22 protein-coding genes and 1 other RNA gene are annotated in these 19936 nt (G+C 64.2%); 16 read left to right on the top strand and 7 right to left on the bottom strand.

What is annotated here, in order from left to right; translation table 11 throughout:
- The first annotated feature begins 5 nt into the window (after nucleotides 1–5).
- From ssrS to C84B14_RS13710, 4 genes are all read left to right on the top strand, one after another.
- A non-coding RNA gene (ssrS, locus tag C84B14_RS13725) (6S RNA) lies at nucleotides 6–187 on the top strand.
- Nucleotides 188–230: 43 nt separating this feature from the next.
- Nucleotides 231–827 (top strand): 5-formyltetrahydrofolate cyclo-ligase, encoded by a 597-nt coding sequence (locus tag C84B14_RS13720; RefSeq protein WP_353224919.1) that lies wholly within the window; start codon nucleotides 231–233, stop codon nucleotides 825–827.
- Between the two features lie 45 nt (nucleotides 828–872).
- Nucleotides 873–1349, top strand: a complete 477-nt coding sequence (locus C84B14_RS13715; RefSeq protein ID WP_293626994.1) for an EVE domain-containing protein — start codon at nucleotides 873–875, stop codon at nucleotides 1347–1349.
- Between the two features lie 39 nt (nucleotides 1350–1388).
- A complete protein-coding gene (locus C84B14_RS13710) occupies nucleotides 1389–1793 on the top strand; it encodes a nuclear transport factor 2 family protein (protein ID WP_353224917.1) in 405 nt (134 codons plus the stop codon).
- Here the strand turns inward: C84B14_RS13710 and C84B14_RS13705 are convergent.
- The 3 genes from C84B14_RS13705 to ilvA are packed head-to-tail and all read right to left on the bottom strand — an operon-like array spanning nucleotide 1742 to nucleotide 5435.
- Nucleotides 1742–2833, bottom strand: a complete 1092-nt coding sequence (locus C84B14_RS13705) for a glycosyltransferase family 9 protein (protein ID WP_353224916.1) — start codon at nucleotides 2831–2833, stop codon at nucleotides 1742–1744. The two genes, C84B14_RS13710 and C84B14_RS13705, sit on opposite strands and share 52 nt — an antisense overlap.
- A complete protein-coding gene (locus C84B14_RS13700) occupies nucleotides 2830–3798 on the bottom strand; it encodes a cation diffusion facilitator family transporter (RefSeq protein ID WP_353224914.1) in 969 nt (322 codons plus the stop codon). Before C84B14_RS13700 ends, C84B14_RS13705 begins: the two co-directional genes overlap by 4 nt.
- 59 nt (nucleotides 3799–3857) lie before the next feature.
- Nucleotides 3858–5435, bottom strand: coding sequence for a threonine ammonia-lyase, biosynthetic (gene ilvA, locus C84B14_RS13695; RefSeq protein WP_353224912.1), 1578 nt, complete (start codon nucleotides 5433–5435; stop codon nucleotides 3858–3860).
- A 145-nt stretch (nucleotides 5436–5580) separates the two neighbouring features.
- Between ilvA and proC the strand changes: the two genes are divergently transcribed.
- Genes proC through C84B14_RS13670 form a run of 5 tightly spaced genes read left to right on the top strand, consistent with a single transcriptional unit; the run spans nucleotide 5581 to nucleotide 9187 of the window.
- Nucleotides 5581–6405, top strand: coding sequence for a pyrroline-5-carboxylate reductase (gene proC / locus C84B14_RS13690; RefSeq protein WP_353224910.1), 825 nt, complete (start codon nucleotides 5581–5583; stop codon nucleotides 6403–6405).
- A 5-nt stretch (nucleotides 6406–6410) separates the two neighbouring features.
- Nucleotides 6411–6974: a YggT family protein gene (locus C84B14_RS13685; RefSeq protein ID WP_293626983.1), complete on the top strand. Its 564-nt coding sequence runs from the start codon at nucleotides 6411–6413 to the stop codon at nucleotides 6972–6974.
- 4 nt (nucleotides 6975–6978) lie between these two features.
- Nucleotides 6979–8130, top strand: a complete 1152-nt coding sequence (metX, locus tag C84B14_RS13680) for a homoserine O-succinyltransferase MetX (protein WP_353224909.1) — start codon at nucleotides 6979–6981, stop codon at nucleotides 8128–8130.
- Entirely contained in the window at nucleotides 8127–8762 is a 636-nt protein-coding gene (gene metW, locus C84B14_RS13675; RefSeq protein ID WP_353224907.1) for a methionine biosynthesis protein MetW, read from the top strand. The genes metX and metW overlap by 4 nt, the downstream gene beginning before the upstream one ends.
- Before the next feature lie 32 nt (nucleotides 8763–8794).
- A complete protein-coding gene (locus C84B14_RS13670; RefSeq protein ID WP_293626980.1) occupies nucleotides 8795–9187 on the top strand; it encodes a DUF4426 domain-containing protein in 393 nt (130 codons plus the stop codon).
- 33 nt (nucleotides 9188–9220) lie between these two features.
- Here C84B14_RS13670 and C84B14_RS13665 read toward each other — a convergent pair whose 3' ends face one another.
- From C84B14_RS13665 to C84B14_RS13650, 4 genes are all read right to left on the bottom strand, one after another.
- Nucleotides 9221–9667 carry a tellurite resistance TerB family protein gene (locus C84B14_RS13665; RefSeq protein ID WP_293626978.1) on the bottom strand — a complete coding sequence of 149 codons (447 nt, stop codon included), beginning with the start codon at nucleotides 9665–9667 and terminating at the stop codon, nucleotides 9221–9223.
- The gene (locus tag C84B14_RS13660; RefSeq protein ID WP_353224905.1) at nucleotides 9667–10308 is read right to left on the bottom strand and encodes an alpha/beta hydrolase; all 642 of its coding nucleotides are present in this window, start codon (nucleotides 10306–10308) and stop codon (nucleotides 9667–9669) included. Before C84B14_RS13660 ends, C84B14_RS13665 begins: the two co-directional genes overlap by 1 nt.
- A gap of 19 nt (nucleotides 10309–10327) precedes the next feature.
- Nucleotides 10328–12277 (bottom strand): cation:proton antiporter, encoded by a 1950-nt coding sequence (locus tag C84B14_RS13655; protein ID WP_353224903.1) that lies wholly within the window; start codon nucleotides 12275–12277, stop codon nucleotides 10328–10330.
- Nucleotides 12278–12386: 109 nt separating this feature from the next.
- Nucleotides 12387–13055, bottom strand: coding sequence for a TIGR04211 family SH3 domain-containing protein (locus tag C84B14_RS13650; RefSeq protein ID WP_293627877.1), 669 nt, complete (start codon nucleotides 13053–13055; stop codon nucleotides 12387–12389).
- 407 nt (nucleotides 13056–13462) lie between these two features.
- Here C84B14_RS13650 and C84B14_RS13645 point away from each other — a divergent pair, with 407 nt between their 5' ends.
- The 7 genes from C84B14_RS13645 to C84B14_RS13615 all read left to right on the top strand — a co-directional run bounded on the left by C84B14_RS13645 (nucleotide 13463) and on the right by C84B14_RS13615 (nucleotide 19677).
- The gene (locus tag C84B14_RS13645; protein ID WP_353224901.1) at nucleotides 13463–14281 is read left to right on the top strand and encodes a TatD family hydrolase; all 819 of its coding nucleotides are present in this window, start codon (nucleotides 13463–13465) and stop codon (nucleotides 14279–14281) included.
- Nucleotides 14282–14358: 77 nt separating this feature from the next.
- Nucleotides 14359–14628 carry an ElaB/YgaM/YqjD family protein gene (locus C84B14_RS13640; RefSeq protein ID WP_353224899.1) on the top strand — a complete coding sequence of 90 codons (270 nt, stop codon included), beginning with the start codon at nucleotides 14359–14361 and terminating at the stop codon, nucleotides 14626–14628.
- Between the two features lie 3 nt (nucleotides 14629–14631).
- Entirely contained in the window at nucleotides 14632–15123 is a 492-nt protein-coding gene (locus C84B14_RS13635; protein ID WP_293627873.1) for a hypothetical protein, read from the top strand.
- 179 nt (nucleotides 15124–15302) lie between these two features.
- Nucleotides 15303–16103, top strand: coding sequence for a hypothetical protein (locus tag C84B14_RS13630; protein WP_353224897.1), 801 nt, complete (start codon nucleotides 15303–15305; stop codon nucleotides 16101–16103).
- Nucleotides 16103–17131, top strand: a complete 1029-nt coding sequence (locus C84B14_RS13625) for a substrate-binding domain-containing protein (RefSeq protein ID WP_353224895.1) — start codon at nucleotides 16103–16105, stop codon at nucleotides 17129–17131. The genes C84B14_RS13630 and C84B14_RS13625 overlap by 1 nt, the downstream gene beginning before the upstream one ends.
- On the top strand, nucleotides 17128–18636 hold the full coding sequence (locus C84B14_RS13620) for an ABC transporter permease (protein WP_353224893.1): 1509 nt from the start codon (nucleotides 17128–17130) through the stop codon (nucleotides 18634–18636). Before C84B14_RS13625 ends, C84B14_RS13620 begins: the two co-directional genes overlap by 4 nt.
- A 15-nt stretch (nucleotides 18637–18651) precedes the next feature.
- Nucleotides 18652–19677, top strand: a complete 1026-nt coding sequence (locus C84B14_RS13615; RefSeq protein WP_353224891.1) for an ABC transporter ATP-binding protein — start codon at nucleotides 18652–18654, stop codon at nucleotides 19675–19677.
- Nucleotides 19678–19936: the final 259 nt, after the last annotated feature.

Raw genomic sequence — 19936 nt, 5'->3', positions numbered from 1 at the left:
TGCCGGCACTCCTGCGGTGTTCGACGACCTCCCGGTTCCCCTTGAGCCTAAGTACCTAAACCGGGGTGGGAAACGTCGCAGGTGAGTACGCCCGCCTTGCTGCGGGAAACCTAATGCGGCGTGGAACGCCCCACTTGAGCATTCGTCTCAAGGATAGTGGACGGTCGACGGCACAGGCGGGAGTGTCGGCCCCTTTCGTTTTTTGCCCCACTCGTTGATGCTGTGGCGCCATGAGCGTTTCCATCGACGACCAGCGCCGTGCCGCGCTCCGCGCACGCCGCCGCCTCGCACCCCAGCAGGGCCGTATGGCCAGCCGTCGGGCCTGCCAACGCATTGCACGCCTGCCCGTATTCCGTCGTGCGCGCCGTATCGGCCTGTACTGGCCCATGCGCCACGAGGCCGACCCGCGGCTGCTGCTGCCTTATTTCAACCGACGCCAACAGGCATTCCTGCCGCGCGTTGCCGGCGAGCGCCTGGAATTCATCGCCGTCGACGGCCCGCACTTTCGCCGACGGCGCAGTCCGCTTGGCATCCTCGAGCCCACCGCAGGCAGCGCCCGGCCCGTGGCCGCGCTCGATCTGCTGATCATGCCCCTGTCGGCGTTCGATGCCGCTGCTCGGCGTATCGGCATGGGCGGCGGCTTTTACGATCGCAGCCTGGCCGGCCAGCGAGCGTCGGGTTTTCGCGGCCCTTGGCTGCTCGGCCTGGCGTTCGAAGTACAGCGCGTCGACCATATCGCCACCCGCGAATGGGACGTGCCGCTCGACGCGGTCGCAAGCGAAGCCGCGATCTATCGCCGGGCGACCTGCCCGCCTTCGCTGCGTTAAACTCGCGGACAACGCTTTCAGCAAGTTTCAAAGGAACGGATACGCATGCGTTATTGGTTGATGAAGTCCGAACCCGACGAGTTCAGCATCCAGGATCTGCAGCAGCGCAAGAACCAGACCGAAGGCTGGGACGGCGTACGCAACTATCAGGCGCGCAATTTCATGCGCGACGATATGTCGGAAGGCGATCTGGCTTTCTTCTACCACTCCAACACCAAGGTACCGGGCGTAGTCGGCATCATGCGTATCTCGCGGGCCGGCTATCCCGACGACACCGCCTTCGATCCGAAGGATGCCCACTACGACCCCAAATCCGATCCCGAAAAGCCGCGCTGGTATCGAGTGGATGTCACCTTCGAGCGCGAACTCGACCGCGTGATTTCACTCGCCGAGATCAAGGACCACGCCGACGAACTCGGCGACTTCCCGCTGGTGCGCAAGGGCAATCGGCTGTCGGTCATGCCGGTGGACAAGGAACATTGGGACTTCATCCTCGGCCTGGAAAACCAGCCGCCCGAGTAAGCGCCTGCCGCATCCGCATCGTCCCGCAGAGATCCGTCCATGCACCAAAACCCCATCGCCACCTGGCACGAACTCGTTAAAGCCCGTAGCGCCCACGGCCTCGAGGCATTGATTGCCGACGATGCGGTCTTCCATTCGCCCGTAGTGCATACGCCCCAGGTGGGCAAGGCCATCACCGTGCAGTATCTCGCAGCCGCCCTGCAGGTGTTCGGGACCGATAGCTTTCGCTACGTGCGGGAACTACAGGCCGAGGGCAACGCGGTGCTGGAATTCGAGCTGGAACTGGACGGTATACAGATCAACGGCGTCGACATGATCGAATGGAACGACGCCGGCCAGATCACCGAATTCAAGGTCATGCTACGACCGCTGAAGGCCGTCAACCTTATTCATCAGAAGATGGCGGCCATGCTGCAGGCCGGCGAGTCCGCGGCCAGGGCCTGATCGACCCGCCGGGTCACCGCTTCCACCGGAATCAGCGCCATCACGCCCGCGTCGTCCTCGATACGGGTGCCCCATTTGAGCGTGTCCGGCGTGGCGTTGCGATAGCGGGCTGCGGCTTCGGCGAAATAATCCACACAGAATTGGCGGGAGCGATAGGCGCCGCTGCGGCGCGGGTCGGTCGCGGCGTGGAGCGAGATCGTGGTGATGTCGGTCGCATTTGCCATATGCGCCGGCCCGGAGTCAGGGGTGACCAGCACCCGGCCCCGTTCGAACAAGGCGATCAGCTGTTTGAGGTTGGTCTGGCCAATGAGATTGGTGGCGGGCGTTGCCATCGCCGTTTCGATATCCACGCCCATCTGGCGTTCGAGATCGCTCGGTCCGCCGACGAGCACGACGCGCAAGCCGTGTTCATGGGCAGCGTGATCGGCCACCGCGGCATAGCGGTCGGCCAGCCAGTTGCGCCGTGTATGGCTCGAACAGGGGCTGATGAACAGGATTTCGCGGGCATCGTCGCCGAGCAGTTCGCCCGCCCGCGCACGGTCGGCCTCGGCGATCGGGACACGCCAGTCCATGACCGGCTCGCTGGCACCCAGCATCGCCGCAAAGGCCAGGAAACCATCGACGACGTGTCGGCTTCCCACCGCTGGAATACGTTCGCGGACGAACAGGCGCTGGCCGTCGCGGGCCCGGCGTGCATCGAAGCCGATACGGCGATCGGCCTTGACCAGCAGGCTGATACGGTTCGCCCGCCAGCTGGCATGCATGTTCAGCAACGCATCGAAGCGCCGGCCGGCAAGCTGGCGCTTGAGATCGGCGATCGCCGCCCGGCCGCCGCGTTTGTCGTAGGCCAGGCATTCAACGCCCGCGATATCGGCGACCAGCCCGGCCTCGGCCTTGTTGATGATCCAGGTGATTTCGACATCCGGATAGGCCGCTTGGAGCGTGCGGATCGCCGGCACCACGTTGGCGCAGTCGCCCAACGCCGACAGCCGCAGAATACATACCCGACGCGGTGCCGCGCCCTGGCCTCTAGCCGTCATTCAGCCGGCTTGGGCGAAGTGGTGCCCTCCCCGCCCTGGTCGCTGGCTGTCGCAGGCCGGTCCGCCGAGCGTTCGGCTTCGATGAAGATGCGTTTGACGTTCTCGCAGCGTTTTTTGATATCGCTGTCCATGCGTTCGATCTCGTTCTGGATCTGTTCGCCACTCAGGCCCTTTGCAAACCTCACACTAATATTCACCAGAATGAAGTTGGGGCCGACGTGCATGGTCAGCACTTCGTTGGTCTTCGCGACCGATTCATAGCCGGACACGACCTCGCGAATATCGCGCACCACATGCTGGTTGGCCGCCTCGCCAATAAGCAGCCCCTTGGTTTCGATCGCGAGCCACACGGCAGTGATGGCGAGGATGATGCCGATACAGATCGAGGCGATGCCGTCGAAGATCTCGATACCGGTCAGCTGGCCGGCCAGCAGCGCGGCAAAGGCAATCACCAGGCCGAGCATGGCCGCGCTGTCTTCGAACAAGACCAGGAACGTGGCCGGATCCTTGCCGCGACGCACGGCCTCGAACACGCCCCATTTGCCCTTCAGGCGATTGAATTCCTTGGCCGCGACAAACCAGGCCGCGCCTTCGAAGAGCATCGCCAGCCCCAGCACGACGTAGTTGATCATCGGGCTTTCAACGGGGTGCGGGTGCAGCAGTCGATTCACGCCTTCATAGATCGAAATGCCGGAACCCACCGCGAAGATGAGCACCGCGACCATGAAGCTCCAGAAATAGATCTCCTTGCCGTAGCCGAAGGGAAATTTGGCATCGGCCGGCCGTTTGGCCCGCTTCATACCATAGAGCAATAGCCCCTGATTGCCGGTATCCACGGTGGAGTGGATGCCTTCGGCCATCATCGCGGCACTGCCGGTGAACGCGGCAGCAATGAACTTGGTCACCGCAATCAGCAGATTACCGGTGAGCGCGGCGATGATGACGGTTTTCGAACCCGAGGCCATGGCGTATTCCCTGAGAAGCAGACGGCCGCCGCCGCGAGGGCGACGGCTTCAACGATCGATCAGTGCGAGTGCAGAAACAGCTGGTAGGCCGGGTTCTGGCTTTCTTCGGCATAGTCGTAGCCGAGCGCATCCAGCGCGGCCCGGCAGTCGGCCTGCTGATCGGGGGCGACCTGCATGCCCACCAGGACCAGCCCGTGGGCATGGCCGTGGTTGCGATAATGAAACAGCGAGATGTTCCAGCGATCGCCCACACTGTTGAGGAATTTCAGCAGCGCGCCGGGGCGCTCGGGGAACTCAACCCGAAACAGTACTTCGTCACCGGCACCGCGGGCCCGGCCGCCGACCATATGACGCACATGCAGCTTGGCCATTTCGTTGCGGCTCATGTCGACGACTTCATAGCCGTCGGCTTCGAGGTCGGCGATCAAGGCATCGCGCTCGGCGACACCGTTGGTCAGCTTCACCCCACAGAAAACCTGGGCGCGCTGGGCGTCGGCATAGCGATAGCTGAATTCGCTGATCGAGCGATCGCCGATGCGCATGCAGAACTCGCGAAACGAGCCGGGCCGCTCCGGGATGGTGACCGCCAGCAGTGCTTCGCGGCGCTCGCCGAGTTCGGCTCGCTCGGCGATATAGCTCAGCCGGTCGAAGTTGACGTTGGCCCCGGAGGTGATGGCGACCAGATCCTGGTTTTCGATGCCGGTTTCGGCGACGTATTTCTTGGCGCCCGCAACCGCCAGTGCGCCGGCCGGTTCGGCCAGCGCGCGCGTGTCTTCATAGATATCGCGCACCGCGGCACAGATTTCGTCGACGCTGACCGTCATCATCGCGTCGACATGCTTGCTGCACAGGCGGAAAGTCTCCTTGCCGGCCTGCTTGACCGCCACGCCGTCGGCAAACAGCCCGACTTCGGGCAGCGCCACGCGTTCGCCGGCCGCCAGGGCCGCACCCATGCTGGCCGCGTCCTCGGGCTCAACGCCGATCACGCGGATATCCGGGCGCACGCTCTTGATATAGGCCGCCACGCCGGCCAGCAGGCCGCCGCCACCCACGCAGACAAACACCGCATGAATATCCTGCGGGTGCTGGCGCACGATCTCCATGCCGATCGTGCCCTGCCCGGCGATGACGTCCGGATCGTCGTAGGGGTGGATATAGACCAGTCCGTCGCGGGCCTGCAGCTCGGCGGCATGGGCGGCCGCTTCGTCGTAGCTGTCGCCATGGAGCACGATCTCGCCGCCGAAGCCGGCCACGGCACGCACCTTGATCTCTGGCGTGGTGCGCGGCATGACGATCACCGCCCGAATGCCCATGTTGCGCCCCGAAAGAGCCACGCCCTGGGCATGGTTGCCGGCCGAAGCACAGATCACGCCCCGTTCGCGCTCTTCCGGCGTGAGCTGGGAAATCTTGTTATAGGCGCCGCGCAGCTTGAACGAGTGAACCGGCTGCAGGTCCTCGCGCTTGAGATAAACGGCGTTGCCGATACGCGCGCTGAGCTGATTGGCCTGCATCAATGGCGACTCGATGGCCACATCGTAGACACGCGCGGTATTGATGCGCTTGAGATAATCGGCATCGCCGATATCGACGGCCGGCGCGGACGATGATTCGGCGGTCTGTTTCAGGCTGCTGGTCATGGATCGCAAGGATTAGAACAAGCCGTAATGCTAAACCCTTGCGTGCTTGCAGACCATCGCGGCGATGCCCTTTCCGGTGGGCGGCGGGTCGCGACAGGCGTGGGCCATCGCGTATCATGCGGCCAGTTAATCGACCGGGGTCGAAATGAACACCAGCATCGTTTTCGTGGGCGGCGGCAATATGGCCACCAGCCTGATCAGCGGCCTGCGCCATGCCGACTGGTCGGGCGAGCGCATCACCGTGATCGAACCCGACGATACCAAGGCACAAAAGCTGCGCGCAGACTACGGCGTCAACGTGGCATCCAGTGCGGATTCCGAGAGCCTGGACGCCGATGTGATCGTGCTCGCGGTCAAGCCGCAGATGATGCGCGAGGTGTGCGAAGGCCTGGTCGAACCACTGGGCGATCGCAAGCCGTTGGTGGTATCGATCGCGGCCGGCGTACCGATCGCCGCGTTTCGCCAGTGGCTGGGCGCAGACCATGCCTATGTGCGCTGCATGCCGAATACCCCCTCGCTGATCGGCGCCGGCGCCACCGGCCTGTATGCCGACGACGGCGTAACCGATGCCCAGCGCAGCCTGGCCGACAGCATTCTCGAAACGGCCGGCATGACGGCCTGGGTGGCCGAGGAATCGCTGCTGGATGCGGTCACCGCGACCTCCGGCAGCGGCCCGGCTTATTTCTTTGCCTTCATGGAAGCCATGCAGGCCGGCGCGGTCGAACTCGGTCTGGACGAAGCCGCCGCGCGCGAGCTGGTACTGCATACCGCGCTCGGCGCTGCACGCATGGCCATCGAATCCGGCGACGACCCGGCCACCCTGCGCGAGAAAGTCACCTCGCCGGGCGGCACCACGGCGGCCGCGCTGGAACAATATGCCGCCGGCGACCTGAACGCCCTCGTCGCCCGCGCCATGCAGGCGGCCGCGGGCCGGGCCGACAGCCTTGCCACCAAACTGCTCGATAAGTAGACCCCATGCTCAACAACGCCAACGATGCCCTGCTTTTCCTCATCGATACGGTCTTTGCGCTGTATATCGTGGTGGTGCTCATGCGCGTGCTGCTGCAGTGGGTGCATGCCGATTTTCGCAACCCCATCTCGCAGTTCGTATGGCAGGCCACGCGCATGCCCGTGGGCCTTCTCGGCAAGGTGATCCCGCGCTGGCGCAATCTGGATATTCCAGCGCTCGTGTTCGCGGTCATCCTCTGCTTCATCAACATCGAGATCGATCTGGCCCTGGCCGCGCCCCAGTACGGTGCCCAACCGGTGCTGGCGCTATGGTGGGCGGTGCTCAAGGCCGCGGTACTGCTGTGCAACTTCTACTTCTTCACCATCCTCATTCAGGCGCTGATGTCGTGGATATCGCCCGGGCAGCATTCGCCGGCCACCGCGATTCTGTGGACCATCAACGAGCCGCTGCTGCGTCCGGTGCGCAATCTCATACCCGCGGTGGGCGGGCTGGACCTGTCGCCGCTGGTGGTCATCATCGGCCTGCAGGTCATCAGCCGCCTGTTGCCGCTGCCGGGCCTGTTCCGTTAGCGATATGACCACGCACGCGGATTTCCCCGGCTCGGTCGGCCTGGTCGAGCCCCAGACCCTGCATGTCGACGGCCCGATGCCGCTGGACTGCGGCAAGCAGCTTTCGCAGTTCGATCTCGTCTACGAGACCTACGGCAGGCTCAACGCCGATGCCTCGAACGCGGTGCTGATCTGCCACGCGCTGTCGGGCAACCACCACGCAGCGGGCTATCACAGCGAGGACGATCCCAAGCCCGGCTGGTGGGACAAATGCATCGGCCCCGGCAAGATGATCGATACCGATCGCTTCTTCGTCGTCTGCCCGGCCAACCTGGGCGGCTACAACGGCTCCACCGGGCCTCATAGCGCGCATCCGGAAACCGGGCGCCACTACGGGCCGGATTTCCCCGTGGTCACGGTCGGCGACTGGGTACGTTCGCAGGACATCCTGCGTGACGCGCTGGGCATCGAGCAGTGGAATGCGGTGATCGGCGGCAGTCTGGGCGGTATGCAGGTCATGCAGTGGTCGATTGACTTCCCGGACCGGCTGCGCCATGCCGTGGTCATCGCCGCCGCGCCCAAGCTCTCCGCCCAGAACATCGCCTTTAACGAAATCGCGCGCCAGGCCATCGTCACCGATCCGGAATTCCACGGCGGGCGCTACTACGAGCACGACGTCGTGCCCCGGCGCGGGCTGATGCTGGCGCGCATGCTCGGCCACATCACCTATCTCTCCGATGAGGCCATGCGCGCCAAGTTCGGCCGCGATCTGCGCGACGGGCGTATTTCCTATGGCTTCGACGTGGAATTCCAGGTGGAATCCTATCTGCGCTACCAGGGGGCGTCGTTCGTGGATCGGTTCGATGCCAACACCTATCTGCTGATGACCAAGGCGCTGGATTATTTCGATCCGGCCCATGCCCACGGCGGCGATCTGGCCAAGGCCTTCGCCCCGGTCACCGCCCGCTTCATGGTGATCTCCTTCACCTCGGACTGGCGCTTTGCCCCCGCGCGATCGCGCGAGATCGTGGACGCGCTGGTGGACGCCGGCAAGCAGGTCTCCTATGCCGAAGTCACCTCCGACCTCGGCCACGACGACTTTCTGCTGACCATGCCCCACTACGTGAACACGCTGCGGGCCTATCTGAACCGCGCGGCGGTCGAGATCGGCGCATGAACACACAGACCACCCACAGCCACGACGGCCTGCGCGACGATCTGGCCCTGATTTCGAACTGGATCACCCCCGGCGCTCGGGTGCTGGACCTCGGCTGCGGCGACGGCGCGCTGCTGGCCCATCTGCAGGCCCACAAGCAGGTCAGCGGCTACGGCCTGGAGATCGATGCCGACAACGTCATCGAATGCGTGGCGGCGGGCGTGAACGTGCTCCAGCTCGATCTCGACGCCGGCCTGGAACAATTCGAAGACAACAGCTTCGACTTCGTGGTCATGAGCAGCGCGCTGCAGGAAGTACGGCGCCCCGACGAGCTCATCGACGAAATGCTTCGAATCGGCCGCGACTCGATCGTGACCTTTCCCAACTTCGGCCACTGGAAGCCACGCATCTCGCTTGGCCTGCGCGGGCTGATGCCGGTCTCCGGCTCACTGCCGAACCGGTGGTACGACACCCCGAACATCCATCTTTGCACCGTGCGGGATTTCGAAACCTTATGTCGGCAAAAACAGGTGGACATCGTGCGCAGGCACGTGGTCAATCACGCGCATCGCAGCAACATCGGCATGCGCACCTTCCCCAATCTGCTCGGCGAAATCGCCCTGTATCAGCTGCGCCATCACGACACGGCCTGATCGCATTCGCGATTCTGGCCCTGCTGTTCACAATGCCCGCCTTGGCCGGCGGCAGCATCAACAGCGGCGACTACGTCGTGCACTACAGCGCGGTGAACAGCCTGCAGATCCCGCAGGCCGTGGCCAAGGCCAACGGTATAGAGCGTGCCGGCGACACGGCCATCGTGATGATCACGCTGCAAAAGCCAACCGCCGACGCGCCCCTGAACGCCGTGCCCGCCAACGTGACCGGCACGGCCCGCTCGCTCATGGGCGAACGCAAGACGCTGACCTTCAAGCGCGTGGAAAGCGCGGGCAGCGTGTATTCACTGGCGCCGGTGGCGATCGACGACGAGCAGACGCTCACCTTCGACCTGAACGTGCGTGCCGCCGACGGCCGGGCCACGGTTCCGGTGCGCTTCAATCAGACGTTCTATACGCGCTAGCTATACGCGCCCGCCCCGCGATGGTCGCACTGCTCATTCGCCGAGGACGGCGAGCTTGGCCCGTATGAACTGTTCGTGCGGCAGGTAGAGCAGCTCCGAGAGTTCGCGCAGCAGATGCTCTTCATGGGCATCGATATGGTGGTCGGCATACGCCACCCGCCACAGCATTTCCATGACCTGGCGCTTTTCGCCCTCGCTCAGGCCGTCGTTGAGCGTCTTGAGGTATTTATAGAGCGATACCGACTGTTCGGCCCGGGGCGCAGCGTCGGAAATCAGCTCTTCGGTTTCGGCCGCGTCGAGTCCGAAGTGGCCCTGTAGCTGCCGCCGTATCTCGGCGTATTCGGCATCGTCGTGACGATGATCGGCATGGGCCATTTCCAGCAGCAGCACCGCCGCCGCGATGCGCTGGGCGCGCTCGACGTCGCGCGGCTCGTCCACCTGTGGGTTGAGCGCCTGGCTCAACCGTTCAAACAATCCCATCAGTCACTCTCGGTCAAATGCGCGACCACGCGCTTTCTCAGGTCCGTGAGCCGGCCATGCAGAAAGTGGCCGGCGCCTTCGAGAATCTGGACATCGACAGCCGGCTCGAGTTCGCGCACGGCGGCGATGGAGGTATCGACATCGATGACATCGTCGGCGTCGCCGAAGACCGCGAGCCATTCACTCGAGGGTCGCGGCGGTGCCTTATCGAAATAGCTGCTGGGAAAACCCACCGTAACCAGCTTGGGCGGCGCCTCACGATCGGCCAGGCGCAGTGCCACCGCCGAGCCGAAGGAAAAGCCGCACAGCGCGGCGAGCGGCAGGCCGGAGGCATCGAGCGCCCAGTCGCGAACGGCCTGGGCATCGTCGACCTCGCCCACGCCCTCGTCGTAGCTGCCCTGGCTTTCGCCCACGCCGCGGAAGTTGAACCGCACCGCGGCCAGCCCGGCCATGACGGCCGCCCGGGCGATCATGAATACCACCTTGTTGTCCTTGGTGCCGCCGTGCTGCGGATGCGGGTGGCATATCACCGCGACACCGCGAGGGGTGTCTTCCGGCATGTCGATATCGATCTGCAGTTCGCCGGCCGGGCCGTCGATCTGTCCGCTGGCGCTATCGCCGGCTTGGGGCCATTCGAGCATGAAATCCTGTCGCGATTGGTTAAGTGGGGTCGGAGCTTTCGTTACGCTGCGCGCCGCTGCCCGCCGGGCCGCCCTCGGGCGCCTGCGAGTCGTCGGCCGACAGTTGAGCGGCCGCTGCGCGTTCGCTTACCGCTTCCGCGCGCTCGGCGCGGGCACGGCGGCGTTCAGTCGCACTCTTCTTGGGCGCGTAGTAGATCACCGTATCGCCCTCTTCCGGACGCGGCGTGGCGCCGGCGGCATGGAACAGCACGGTGTTGTCGGCAAAGAGCGTGGCTATGATCACGGCATCGGGCGGGCAGTCGCGACGGAAATCCTCGCGCGTATAACCCTCGGTCAGGCGTGTCTTGTAGAACTGCCAGCTCTGGAAATGCTTGCGCCACAGCTCTTCGTACTGCGCATTTTCGTGGAAGGCCGGGCGACCGCGCAGCGGACGGGCCACCACCTTGGATTCGTTGTCCTCGTCGGCGGCATACATCGGCAGCTGGAACACGCGGTCGTGCTCGAGGCTGGTGACGAAATGCGAGCACACCAGCGCGTTGTAGGCGTCGTTGCTGGTCGCCGCGAGCAGGCAGGATATTTCGTTGAGTTCCAGCGATTGCTGGATCTGGTCCGACAGCACCTCGCCATAAAGCACGCGTACGCCGGCCAGCCGAGCCGTGCGCAGGCGGTGCCAGGACGAATCCACCAGCAACACCTGCATATTGAGCTCGTTGGTGAGCGCGCGTGCGAGCTCCGTCGACCAGGGCGATGCGCCCACGATGAGCACGCCGTTGGGTTCGGCCGACAACCGCAGCCAGCGGGATACGCGCCCGATCGAAAAGCCGTGCAGGATGACCGTCGAGAACACGATGGCGAAGATCAGCGGCAACAGCTGCTCGGCGCCGCCATAGCCGGCTTCAACCATACGCGGGCCAAACACGCCGGCCACGGCCGCGGCGACGATACCGCGCGGCGCGATCCAGGCCACCAGGGTACGGTCGCGCCAGTTCATGTCGGTGAAGGCGGTGGCCAGGAATATGGCCGTCGGGCGCACCACGAACAGCACCGCAAACACCAGCGCGGCGGCATGCCAGTCCAGATGCAGCAGCACGTTGGGGTCAAGATCGGCCGTGAGCACGATGAACACGGTCGAGACCAGCAGAATGGTGATGTATTCCTTGAATCGTCGCAGTTCGGCCATGCCGGCGATGGACAGATTGCCCATGACCATGCCCATGACGGTCACGGCCAGCAGCCCGGCTTCGGCAAAGAACTCGCTGGCCACACCGTAGATCACCAGCACGAAGGCGAAGGTCAGCGGCGCCTTGAGATACTCAGGCACCCATGTGTGGTTGAAGGCCCAGCCCAGCGCCAGCGCGACGCCGCCGCCGAGCACGAAGGAGATCAGGATCGCCCAGCCCAGGTCCACGAACACCTGCGCCCCGTCCCCGGCATCGGCGCCGGCAAACACGAAATACTGGAAAACCAGCACCGCCAGCAGCGCGCCGATCGGGTCGTTGATGATGCCTTCCCACTTCAGATAGGAGGCCGTGCGACGGTTCAGCCCGGCCTGCCGCAGCATGGGAATGATGACGGTGGGCCCGGTCACGATCAGAATCGCGCCGAAAAGAAGCGATACCGCCATCGACAGCTGGCCGATGTAGTAGGCCGCCGCGGTATACAAGGCCCAGGACAGCACGGCGCCGACCGACACCAGCCGTTTCACGCCCGATGCGGCTTCCTTGAATTCATGCAGGCGCAGGCTCAGCCCGCCCTCGAACAGGATGACCGCAACCGCCAGCCCGACCATGGGCGAGAGCACCTCGCCGATATCCTCGGTGGGGTTGACCACGCCGAACACCGGCCCGGCCAGTACGCCGCTGACCAGAAACAGCACGATCGCCGGCATGCGCAGCCACCAGGCAATCCACTGCGAGAATACGCCCAGCGCGACGATCGAAATCAGAATCAGAGAAAGATGATGTTCCATTAGCCTTCGCTAGGCGACACGGGCTCGCTCACAAATCGAGTGGAATAACCATAGCCGGCAACCCGGGCTGATGGTTAGTGGATACGATTGCAGGTCGCGATCGCGATGCTCAGAGCGAATCCCAGCTGCTGCCTTTTTTCCGACGCCGGAACAGCGGCAGCACCAGGCCGATGATCACGCCGCCAATGAGAATGAGCGCGCCGATCTTCATGCCGTCCCGGCGACTCTGCAGCGCGGCGTTCTCATGCCGCAGGCGCTCGTTGTCGCTGCGCATGGACAGCAGCTCTTCGCGATACTTCTCGTTTTCGTTGCTGATACGCACGGCGTCGGCCGAGGTTTCACGCAGCTGTTGAAGGCGTTGCGAGAGCTCCTGGTTTTCGTTTTCCAGCGTGCTCTTGGTTTCGGTCAACTCCTCGGAACCGCTGCGCACCTCCGCGAGCTGCTCCTTGAGCTGTTCGTTCTCCTGCTTGAACTTCTCGGTCTGCGCCTGCATCGCCGCGATACGCGTGCGTGCGGCCGGCTCGTCGGAAAGGAAGCGGGTCAGTACATAGCCGGTGGTCCCGTCGCTGGTGCGTACCTGGGTCCAGCCATTGGCCTCGGACAGGGTGGTCAAGCGATCACCGGCCTTGACCAGTTCGCTGATGCGATAGCCCGTGCCCGGGCCACGACGCATATTGATCGACAATTCATCGCTGACATAGCGCGTCGCGGCCGTTGCAACACTGCTGAACAGCATGATGCCGACGAGGCCGGCGAGCAGCCCGGATTGATAACGCATGAGAGGCCTTTCTTCGATTCTGGTGACAGTCGTTCAAGCTCCGGCACGCAATTACCGCGCACCGCTTGTCTTGCCGTGGCGGGCGGCCAGCGCCCGAGTGTAGCAAACCCGCCGCCGGCTTCTACGCTCTTTTTAAAATGGGCGTTTTCGCTTTCTCCCGCCGTGTCCGACGAACTGCATTGTGCGCGAGCGATCGCTAGGAAGCTGTGCATAAGCTCTCGCGGTTCGCGTTCGCCCTGAAAAGACTTTCAAGGTCACAGACGGTGCGACAAGGCGTCCGAGCGCAGCGCCTGCCTTATTGGCAGGTCAAGCTCGGCAACGCCGTCGCGGCGTCTGCGAGGCCGAACCCCGCAGGGCCCCGGCGCGACCGTGACAGGTTATGCAGCGCTTCCCTAGACTACGCGCCATTGATTTCACGCCTCAACCCCATGGAACTGACCGATATCGGCGCGAATCTCGCGCATGAAAGCTTCGCCGAAGATCTCGATGCGGTCCTCACACGCGCATACGATGCAGGCGTGACCCGACTGGTGGTCACCGGCAGCGATCTGTTCAGCAATCGGCATGCCATGTCCCTGGCCGAACGCTATTCCGGCCAGTGCTTCGCCACCTCCGGCCTCCACCCCCACCACGCCGAAGACTGGAACGACGAACTCGACGAGCTCATACGCGCGGGCGCCGCAGCGGGACGTCTGGCCGCGGTCGGCGAAACCGGGCTCGACTTCTTTCGCGATATCGCGCCCCGCGCCGCCCAGGAAAAAGCCTTTGCCGCCCAGCTCGCCATCGCCTGCGAGCACGATATGCCTGTCTTCCTGCATCAGCGCGAGGCGCATGCGCGCTTCCTGCCGATACTGCGTGAATACCTGCCCAACCTGCCGCGGGCCGTGGTGCACTGCTTCACCGACAGCCGCGAGGCGCTCGACGACTATCTCGATGCCGGCTGTCATATCGGCATTACCGGCTGGGTATGCGATGAACGCCGCGGCCGCGATCTGTATGAAAACGTCGCCCGTATCCCCGACGACCGTCTGATGATCGAAACCGACTGTCCTTATCTGATGCCGCGCACGATCCGGCCCAGGCCCAAGACCCGTCGCAACGAGCCGGCGAACCTGCCCTGGGTGGCAGAAACGATCGCGGCCGCACGTGGGCAGTCGGTGGCCGAGGTGGCAGCATTGACGCACGCCAATGCAGGCCGGTTTTTCGGCCTGGACGCCGTGCGATGATCAAGCAGTAGTACGGATGGTCGCAGCCCCATGAAAGCCGTTATGCTGTCGAATCCATTCCGAATCCAGAGATTCTCATGAGCCAGAGCGCCGAAACCGAAACCCTCAAGAAAGACATCGAACAGCTGCGTAACGATCTGGCCGCCCTGGCCAAGAGCTACAAGGCCACCGGCGAGAACCAGGCCCAGGCCGGGCTCGACGCCGCCCGTGGCAAATACGACGAGCTTCGCCGCGAAGCCGGCCGCCATGCTCAGGACGTCGGCAGCGAGATCGAGGCCCGCCCCTTTACCAGCGTACTCGCGGCCTTCGGTATCGGCCTCGTTCTGGGCAAGCTGATCGGCCGCTAGGCCATGGGAAGCATCAAGGAAAAGATCATTCGGGTGCTGAGCCTGAATGTCGTGCTCTGGCTGCTCATGCTGCTGGTATTCAGTGGTCTGCTGATGTGTACCGCGGGTACCTATCTGTGGCTCGCCCAGCATTACACCCAGGTCGAGGCGTTGCTGCTCTCCGGCGGCGGCTTGATCGGCGTGGTCGCGGTGCTGTTGATCTGCGTGCTGCTGTCATCGCGGCGCAAGCCGGCACCCGCGCCGGCCCGGGCGAGCGAGAACAAACCCGTGAACTCGGCGCCGGACAACGCGATCGAGCATCAGCTGCGTCCGATTCTGGGCAACCAGGCGACCGACTGGGCCAAGCGCAACAGCGGCCTCGCCATCGCCGGTGCGCTCACTGCCGGCGTCGTCATCGCGGCCAGCCCGCGTACGCGGGCGTTGATCGCCGGTGCCGCCGGCCCGATCTTCACCCGCAAGGCCATGCAGATGTTCGAGCGCATGACCGACAACTAGACCGTGCAAACGGGCATGCCGCGGCGCGGCGTGCCCGTTCTCGATGCCGCCAGGATACTGGCAGGCCCCGGCCCGTCGGGGTACCCCACGAATTCCGCGTCCTGGCGAACTGCGCGCTTGGAATAGGAATGATTATCAGTTAGTTTTTATACCAGCATTCAAATCCGCCAACACCCGTCATGAAGTCGTCCCTGTCCTTCACCAAATCACTGCTCTTCGGAGCGGTATTGCTCTGCGGGCAAGCCGCCTCGGCCCACCGCGGCGACGCGCCCAGCGTTGCGGAAGTCAAAGAACATCTTGGCGACTATGAAAGCGAAATCGCGGATATGCGCGACACCGCGGCCAAGATCGTTGCCGACTACGACAAGGGCGAAAAGGTAGGCAAGCGAGTCGACGCCCTGGTGGAAACCTGGGAAGAAGTCGAGTTCCACGAAGCGGTGGAAACCCATGCCATGGTTCTCTACCCGCCGATCTGGACCGCGCTCGGCGGCCTGCGCGAGGCGGTGGACGAAGACAACGCCGGTGAGGCCGTCGCGGAATGGCAGATGCGCCTCAATAACGCCCTGCATGAAGGCGTGGGCGCACTCAAGCTGGTCGCCTCCCAACCCGCGCCCGCGACGCATGGCAAAGACGAGGCCACGACCTCGGCCGCCGGCGACGAGCCAACCATCCAGATCATCAAAGACAATCTCGCCCAGGTGGTGGAACGCTACCGCTCGGGCGACAGCGAAGGCGCCAGCGCGCTGATTCACCAGACCTACATGCAGCGCTTTGAAGGTATTGAAGGCACGTTGATCGAGAGCGACGCCGATCTGGTCACGGACCTGGAGAAAGATTTCAATGCAACGCTGCCGCTGCTGATCGAGCGCTCGGCATCTGCCGACAAGCTGGCCGCCGAAGTGAAATCGATGAACGCCAAGCTGGACCGCGCCCAGACGATTCTGGACGAGGCGGCCAAGAACAAGCCGTCGGTATTCTGATGCTTGATCGTCGCAGCCTGCTCAAGAGCGCATTCGCGCTCGGGCTTGTCGGTCCGGGCGCGCTGTGGGCCGCCGATACCCCCACGGCCGAGGCGGAATCGGCCGACGACCTGCCGCCGCTCGCCGGCACTCTCACGGTCTATCTGGGTCGCGGTGAAGGCGGTCTGTACGACGATATCGTCGCCGCCATACGCAAACGCAACCCGGATCTCGACCTCAGGATCCGCCGCGGGCCATCGGCGGCGCTGGCGAACACGCTGATCGCCGAATCACGCGCGGGCGTAAAGCGTGCCGACCTGTTCTGGTCTATCGACGCGAGTTCGCTCGGCGTTGTTGCCGCACAGGGCAAGAGCCGGCCGATCCCCGTTTCGATACAGCGTCATATCAAGCCCGCCTTTCGCTACGACCAGTGGGCAGCGATCTCCGGGCGCTTGCGCACGGTGGCGTACAACCCAGACCGAATCCAGGCCGCGCAGCTGCCCACGCGAATCATGGATTTCGCCAAAACCGATCTCAAGATCGGCTGGGCACCTGCCTACGGCGCCTTTCAGTCTTTTGTAACCGCCATGCGGCTGCTCGAAGGCGAAGACCGAACGCGGGCGTGGTTGCAGGGGGTGAAACGGCAGGCCAAGAGCTATGCGGGCGAGCTGGGCGTGGTGATGGCGGTGGCACGTGGCGAAGTGGATGTAGGTTTTGCCAATCACTACTACACCCTGAGGCTCAAAAAAGGACAGCCGGACGCCAACGTAGCGCTCGCGCTGACCGAAAACGATGCCGGCAGCCTGGTGAACTCGTCCGGCGTACTGCTACTCGACGACAATCCACTGGCTGGCAACTTCGTGCGCTATCTGTTGAGTCGCGAAGTGCAGTCGTTTCTAGCCAGCCAGGCCTATGAAATTCCCATGGCCGCCGGCATTGACCTGCCCGACGGGCTGCCCGACAAGATCCACCCGCCAAAGATCGATCTGACCCAGCTCAGCGATCTGAAACCCACGCTCGAGTTGCTGCGCGAAACGCGCGTGCTATGAGACGCGCGCCACTGCTGTGGCTGCCGGCCGCGGCGATCGCGGCGGCAGCGTTGGCCCCGGTCGTGGTGTTGATCCTGATGAGCCTCGGCGCCGAGGCGATCTTCGACGGGCGCAGTGCCGAAATACTGCTCAACACCATCGTGCTGACGCTCATTACCGTTGGCGGTGCGATCGTTGTCGGCGTACCGCTCGCGATCGTCACCACCTATACCGCATTGCCGCTGCGCCGACTCTGGATCGCCCTGCTCGCGGCACCGCTGGCCATTCCGAGCTACCTCGGTGCGTTCGCTTTCTTTGCGGCCTTCGGGCCCGGCGGTGAAATCGAGACGCTGACCGGCATCGCCACCCCGCGTGCCGAGGGCCTACTCGGCGCCTGTGCGGTGATGACGCTTTATACCTATCCATTCGTGTTCATCGCCACGCGCGCGGCACTACAAACGTTGGACGCGAACGTCGTGGATGCAGCCCGCACCCTCGGGCTACCACTGCCGGCTGCGCTACTGCGTATCGTGCTGCCGCGTGCAGCCAACGGCATTGCCGCCGGCGCGCTGCTGGTGGCGCTGTATACGCTGTCGGACTTCGCCACGCCGGAAATCATGCATCTGGATACCTTCACCCGCATGATCTACGTGGAGTACAACGCCTTCGGCCTGGATCGCGCGGCGCTGATGTCATTGCAGCTGCTGGCGCTCGTGATCGCCGTGCTCGTCGTTGAAGCGCGTATTCGTGTGCGCCGCGAGCGCCCGGGGCGCATATTGCACCTATCGCTTGGCTGGCCGCTGCGCCTGCTCGCCATCGCCCTGGCGGCGATGGTGCTCGCCGCCGCGCTGGCGCTGCCGATCGGGATTTTCACGCTGTGGCTGCTGCGCGAAGGCGGTGCCGGGTTCGAACTGCGCTATGCGCTCAATTCGGCCTATGCGGCTGCCCTGGTCGCCGCGGCTGCAGTCGTGGTTGCACTGCCGTTGGCCTATGCCGCCAGTACCGGCTGGTTCGGCAAGCTCTGCGAACGGGCAAGTTATCTCGGCTTCGGCATCCCGGGCATCGTGATGGGCACGGCTCTGGTCTATCTCGGCCTGCGAGTGCCGTTGCTCTACCAGACGCTCGCGCTGATGGTGGCCGGGCTGACGCTGCGTTTTCTACCGCTGGCGGTGGGTAGCGTAAGGTCGAGTACCGAGCGCGTGGAATCGACCCTGATCGGCGCCGCACGCAGCCTCGGCGCGACGCCGGCCGAGGCGTTCCGGCGGGTAAGCCTGCCGCTCATACTGCCGGGCATCATCGCCGCCGCCGCGCTGGTTTTTCTGGAAGCCATGCGCGAACTGCCTGCCACCCTGCTGCTACGGCCGAACGAATTCGATACCCTAGCGACCTATTTATGGCGCGTATACGAAGCCGGCTACCTCGGGCGTGGTGCCTTGCCCGCTCTGGCGCTGATCGGCGTGTCCGCGATTGCACTCGTGCTGATGCTATCCGGCGAAGCACGCCGCCGGCGCACGCTCGGGGTGTAGACAGGAACACAGGTCATGCTAGAAATCGACAAACTGTCGATCCGTTACGATAACGCCGCCGCGGTCGAAGACTTCAGCCTGACGCTGGGCGCCGACGAGATCGTCACCCTCGTCGGGCCCACCGGCTGCGGCAAGACCAGCGTACTGCGCGCAGTGGCGGGCCTGGTCGCGCCTTCGGCGGGCGAGATCCGTATCGGGGCGCATCGCATCGACGCCAAGCACCATGTCGCCCCGGAAAAGCGCGGCGTGGGGCTGGTGTTTCAGGACTTCGCCCTGTTTCCCCATCTCAACGTCGAAGACAACGTGGCCTTTCGGCTGAAGGACCGCGCGCCAGCCGAGCACTGGCTGCATACGCTGGGCATGGCAACGCATCGTCACGCCATGCCGGACACCCTGTCCGGCGGGCAGAAACAACGGGTTGCACTCGCCCGGGCCCTGGCCCACGCGCCGGCGGTACTACTGCTCGACGAACCGCTGGCCAGCCTGGATGCCGCCCTCAAGGCGGAACTGCGCTGGCAGATTCGCCAGGCGCTCAAAGCAGCACGGGTGCCCGCGATCTGGGTTACGCATGACCAAACCGAAGCCCTGTCCGTGGGTGATCGCATGGGGGTGATGCGCGCCGGCCGGCTGGAACAGCTGGGCAGTGCCGACATCTGTTTTCGCAAACCCCGTACCCGTTTTGTCGCCGGTTTTCTGGGCGATGCAGCCTTCGTGCCGGGACGCGTCGGCGCGCGGCAGGTGCACACCGATCTGGGCAATGCGCCGCTGGAAGACACGACACATGCCGAGGGCGATCGCGTGGACGTGCTGGTTCGGCCCGACGATCTCTCGCTCAAGCGAGCGAACGACGGCAACAGCCGTATCGAATGGAGTCGATACGAGGGCGAAACACGGCTGCACGGCGTGCAGCTTAACGAGGGCGCCCAGCTGCTGGTACGCACCAATCACGAAGACCGCTTCGAAGAAGGCGAAACGGTCGATACCCGTATCTGTGCCGGCCATGCCCTGGCCGTGTTCGAACACCTGCCGGCCGGTTGTTGAGCCGCGACCCAAACAGCCGACTGGATCAGCCGTTTTCGACGCCATCGAGTAAAGGAACCTCTGATCTATTCATCCACGGTCGCGTTTGAGTCCCAAAAGGCCAAGATACAGGGCGCATGGCGCCGCGTCATAGCCACTCTATGATCCAGCCATGCAACGCCGTAGCGCGGCCTTTTGGGCCAAACCGCTTAGCGGCCGGGCTTTTGCGCGCGCCTGAGCGGCGTTGCCGCTCGCTTATCTGGATTCAGCAAACGGCGCT

It is taken from the genome of Salinisphaera sp. C84B14 (assembly GCF_040361435.1).
In the GTDB taxonomy this organism is placed as follows: domain Bacteria; phylum Pseudomonadota; class Gammaproteobacteria; order Nevskiales; family Salinisphaeraceae; genus Salinisphaera.
This window is presented reverse-complemented; position numbering and strand designations above follow the sequence as displayed.

What these genes read in the sequence shown, in the direction of transcription:
- metW (WP_353224907.1), top strand. Translation starts at nt 8,127, where the DNA reads ATGAACACACAGACCACCCACAGCCACGACGGCCTGCGCGACGATCTG.
- proC (WP_353224910.1), top strand. Translation starts at nt 5,581, where the DNA reads ATGAACACCAGCATCGTTTTCGTGGGCGGCGGCAATATGGCCACCAGC.
- C84B14_RS13660 (WP_353224905.1), bottom strand. Translation starts at nt 10,308, where the DNA reads ATGCTCGAATGGCCCCAAGCCGGCGATAGCGCCAGCGGACAGATCGAC.
- C84B14_RS13655 (WP_353224903.1), bottom strand. Translation starts at nt 12,277, where the DNA reads ATGGAACATCATCTTTCTCTGATTCTGATTTCGATCGTCGCGCTGGGC.
- C84B14_RS13625 (WP_353224895.1), top strand. Translation starts at nt 16,103, where the DNA reads ATGCTTGATCGTCGCAGCCTGCTCAAGAGCGCATTCGCGCTCGGGCTT.
- metX (WP_353224909.1), top strand. Translation starts at nt 6,979, where the DNA reads ATGACCACGCACGCGGATTTCCCCGGCTCGGTCGGCCTGGTCGAGCCC.
- C84B14_RS13710 (WP_353224917.1), top strand. Translation starts at nt 1,389, where the DNA reads ATGCACCAAAACCCCATCGCCACCTGGCACGAACTCGTTAAAGCCCGT.
- C84B14_RS13720 (WP_353224919.1), top strand. Translation starts at nt 231, where the DNA reads ATGAGCGTTTCCATCGACGACCAGCGCCGTGCCGCGCTCCGCGCACGC.
- C84B14_RS13670 (WP_293626980.1), top strand. Translation starts at nt 8,795, where the DNA reads ATGCCCGCCTTGGCCGGCGGCAGCATCAACAGCGGCGACTACGTCGTG.
- C84B14_RS13705 (WP_353224916.1), bottom strand. Translation starts at nt 2,833, where the DNA reads ATGACGGCTAGAGGCCAGGGCGCGGCACCGCGTCGGGTATGTATTCTG.
- ilvA (WP_353224912.1), bottom strand. Translation starts at nt 5,435, where the DNA reads ATGACCAGCAGCCTGAAACAGACCGCCGAATCATCGTCCGCGCCGGCC.
- C84B14_RS13640 (WP_353224899.1), top strand. Translation starts at nt 14,359, where the DNA reads ATGAGCCAGAGCGCCGAAACCGAAACCCTCAAGAAAGACATCGAACAG.
- C84B14_RS13700 (WP_353224914.1), bottom strand. Translation starts at nt 3,798, where the DNA reads ATGGCCTCGGGTTCGAAAACCGTCATCATCGCCGCGCTCACCGGTAAT.
- C84B14_RS13665 (WP_293626978.1), bottom strand. Translation starts at nt 9,667, where the DNA reads ATGGGATTGTTTGAACGGTTGAGCCAGGCGCTCAACCCACAGGTGGAC.
- C84B14_RS13685 (WP_293626983.1), top strand. Translation starts at nt 6,411, where the DNA reads ATGCTCAACAACGCCAACGATGCCCTGCTTTTCCTCATCGATACGGTC.
- C84B14_RS13635 (WP_293627873.1), top strand. Translation starts at nt 14,632, where the DNA reads ATGGGAAGCATCAAGGAAAAGATCATTCGGGTGCTGAGCCTGAATGTC.
- C84B14_RS13715 (WP_293626994.1), top strand. Translation starts at nt 873, where the DNA reads ATGCGTTATTGGTTGATGAAGTCCGAACCCGACGAGTTCAGCATCCAG.
- C84B14_RS13615 (WP_353224891.1), top strand. Translation starts at nt 18,652, where the DNA reads ATGCTAGAAATCGACAAACTGTCGATCCGTTACGATAACGCCGCCGCG.
- C84B14_RS13650 (WP_293627877.1), bottom strand. Translation starts at nt 13,055, where the DNA reads ATGCGTTATCAATCCGGGCTGCTCGCCGGCCTCGTCGGCATCATGCTG.
- C84B14_RS13620 (WP_353224893.1), top strand. Translation starts at nt 17,128, where the DNA reads ATGAGACGCGCGCCACTGCTGTGGCTGCCGGCCGCGGCGATCGCGGCG.
- C84B14_RS13630 (WP_353224897.1), top strand. Translation starts at nt 15,303, where the DNA reads ATGAAGTCGTCCCTGTCCTTCACCAAATCACTGCTCTTCGGAGCGGTA.